Source organism: Streptomyces sp. NPDC059851 (genome assembly GCF_042732005.1).
In the GTDB taxonomy this organism is placed as follows: Bacteria; Actinomycetota; Actinomycetes; order Streptomycetales; family Streptomycetaceae; genus Streptomyces.
Map to the genome: position 1 here is coordinate 1 of NZ_JBHWJJ010000278.1, position 2,836 is coordinate 2,836.

General features: G+C 70.4%; 3 protein-coding genes. All 3 read left to right on the plus strand.

The window, feature by feature from the left end:
• Nucleotides 1–257: hypothetical protein (locus ACFV7Q_RS38665; RefSeq protein ID WP_385435638.1), on the plus strand; the 257-nt coding region annotated here is incomplete at its 5' end.
• 270 nt (nucleotides 258–527) lie between these two features.
• Nucleotides 528–977: a PTS glucose transporter subunit IIA gene (locus ACFV7Q_RS38670; RefSeq protein ID WP_385435640.1), complete on the plus strand. Its 450-nt coding sequence runs from the start codon at nucleotides 528–530 to the stop codon at nucleotides 975–977.
• A gap of 78 nt (nucleotides 978–1,055) precedes the next feature.
• Entirely contained in the window at nucleotides 1,056–2,726 is a 1,671-nt protein-coding gene (gene ptsP / locus ACFV7Q_RS38675; RefSeq protein WP_385435641.1) for a phosphoenolpyruvate--protein phosphotransferase, read from the plus strand.
• Nucleotides 2,727–2,836 lie beyond the last annotated feature (110 nt).

Here is a 2,836-nt window from a genome sequence, read left to right on the forward strand (position 1 = left end):
TGATTTTTGGCACGCTGTTGAGTTCTCAAGGAACGGACGCTTCCTTCGTACTCACCCTCTCGGGCTTTCCTCCGGGCTTTCGTTCTTGCGTTTCCGACTCTATCAGAGTCTTTTCCGCTCGCTTTCCGGGTCTTCGCTTTCGCGTTTTCCCTTTCAGCTATCCCGACCTTATCAGCGCCTTTCCGGTGCTCTGCAACTCGGCCGAGTCATCGGGACGACTCAACGGCAGAGAGCGTGAGCTCAAGATCAGCTACTGAAGGGTTGGTTCCCGTCCATCGTCCGTTCGCGAGAAGTTCACGTGGGACGTCCTGGCGGGAGTCACGACAGTACCGCTCCGGTGGTTCACAGGCAAATCGAATCAGGCGTATGGTCTAGTCCACTACGTTGTCGCGGAAGCGCATCACGGCCCTCAGCAGGAGGTTCGTGCCGCGCGAAGCCGGACATCTCATGACATACCCTTCGAAAGTGCGCCGTCGAGGACAGGCAGTGACGGCGACGCTACGAAGCCCCACCCCTGGGAGGCCCCCATGACCAGCGTGACGTCCCCACTTGCCGGGCGCACCATCGGACTCGCGGCTGTGCCGGATCCGGTGTTCTCCGGCGCGATGGTGGGTCCCGGTACCGCCATCGATCCGGTCCGCGAGCCCTCGGAGGCGGTGTCCCCCGTCGATGGTGTGGTCGTCTCACTGCACCCGCACGCGTACGTGGTCGTCGACGCCGAAGGGCACGGCGTCCTCACGCACCTCGGGATCGACACCGTTCAGCTCAACGGTGAGGGTTTCGAGCTGCTCGTCAACAAGGGCGACACCGTGACCCGCGGCCAGGCCGTCATCCGTTGGAACCCCGCCGCCGTCGAAGTAGCCGGCAAGTCTCCGGTCTGCCCCGTCGTGGCGCTGGAGGCCACTGCCGAGTCGCTCGGCGACGTCCGTGAGGACGGCGACGTCAAGGCCGGCGACCAGCTCTTCAGCTGGGCCTGACACGTTCGCCGGGGCGCGCCGGCGGTTCGGAGATCCACCGCGGCGGCCGGGCCCGCCGCTCAATCGGAGACGGGTGAAATGGAGACAACGCTGCGAGGCGTCGGCGTGAGCCACGGTGTGGCTATCGGCGAGGTGCGGCACATGGGCACGGCGGTCCTGGAGCCGCCGGCCAGGCAGATCACTGCGGACGAGGCGGAGCGCGAACAGGGGCGCGCCCGCCAGGCCGTGAGCGCCGTTGCGGCCGACCTGGTCGCACGCGGCCAGCTGGCCGGGGGCGAGGCACAGCACGTGCTGGAGGCCCAGGCCATGATCGCTGAGGATCCGGAGCTCATGGCGGACGTCGACCGGCGGATCGCCGTCGGCAGCACCGCCGAGCGCGGGGTGTACGACGCGTTCGCCGCCTACCGCGACCTGCTCGCGGGGGCCGGGGAGTACATGGCCGGGCGGGTCGCCGACCTGGACGACGTACGCAACCGCATCGTCGCGCGCCTGCTGGGTGTGCCGATGCCTGGCGTGCCGGACAGCAACGAGCCGTACGTGCTGATCGCGCGGGACCTGGCGCCCGCCGACACGGCGCTGCTCGACCCGTCGCTGGTGCTCGGCTTCGTCACCGAGGAGGGCGGCCCGACCAGTCACAGCGCCATCCTCGCGCGGGCACTGGGGGTGCCCGCGGTGGTGGCGTTGCCGGGCGCCTGCGAGATCGCCGAGGGCACCGAGATCGCCGTCGACGGTTCGACGGGCGAGGTCTTCATCGAGCCGAGCCGGGAGAAGAGGGCCGGTCTGGAGGCGGCGGCCGCCGAGCGCAAGGCCGCGCTGGCCGCGTCGTCCGGTCCGGGCGCGACGTCCGACGGGCACAAGGTGCCGCTGCTCGCCAACGTCGGCGGGCCGGGGGACGTCCCGGCGGCGGTCGAGGCCGGGGCGGAGGGTGTGGGCTTGTTCCGCACCGAGTTCCTGTTCCTGGACGACAGCAAGAAGGCGCCGTCCGAGGAGAAGCAGGTCGAGTCCTACCGGAAGGTGCTCGAAGCCTTTCCCGAGGGCCGGGTCGTCGTCCGCGTCCTGGATGCCGGCGCCGACAAGCCCCTGGACTTCCTGACACCGGCCGACGAGCCGAACCCGGCGCTGGGCGTGCGCGGCCTGCGCACCCTGCTGGACCACCCCGAGGTGCTGCGGACCCAGCTGACCGCGCTGGCCAAGGCGGCCGACGGCCTGCCGGTCCACCTTGAGGTCATGGCGCCCATGGTGGCCGACCGGGCCGACGCGAAGGCGTTCGCCGACGCGTGCCGTGCGGCCGGGCTTCAGGCGAAGTTCGGGGCGATGGTGGAGATCCCCTCCGCCGCGCTGCGGGCGCGCTCGATCCTCCAGGAGGTCGAGTTCCTGTCGCTGGGCACCAATGACCTGGCGCAGTACACGTTCGCCGCCGACCGGCAGGTCGGAGCGGTGTCGCGGCTCCAGGACCCCTGGCAGCCGGCGCTGCTCGACCTGATCGCCATGGCTGCCGGGGCGGCCAGGGCCGAGGGCAAGAGCTGCGGTGTCTGCGGTGAGGCCGCTTCCGACCCGCTGCTGGCGTGCGTGCTGACGGGTCTGGGGGTCACCTCGCTGTCGATGGGTGCTGCTTCGATCCCGTACGTGCGGGCGGCGCTCGCCACGTACACGCTGGCCCAGTGCGAGCGTGCCGCGGCGGCGGCGCGGGCGGCGGACAGTGCCGACGAGGCCCGGGTGGCCGCGCAGGCGGTGCTGTCCGGGGAGTAGCCGGTCGTCGGCGTCGGTGTGGTGCCGGTCCGGGGGGCCTCCGCCGTGGCGGAGGCCCCCCCGCCGGTCTCCTATACAAAAAACCCATCCCACCAAACCCACACAAAAGG

Coding starts and splice junctions, on each gene's coding strand:
- ACFV7Q_RS38670 (WP_385435640.1), top strand. CDS start 528: ATGACCAGCGTGACGTCCCCACTTGCCGGGCGCACCATCGGACTCGCG.
- ptsP (WP_385435641.1), top strand. CDS start 1,056: ATGGAGACAACGCTGCGAGGCGTCGGCGTGAGCCACGGTGTGGCTATC.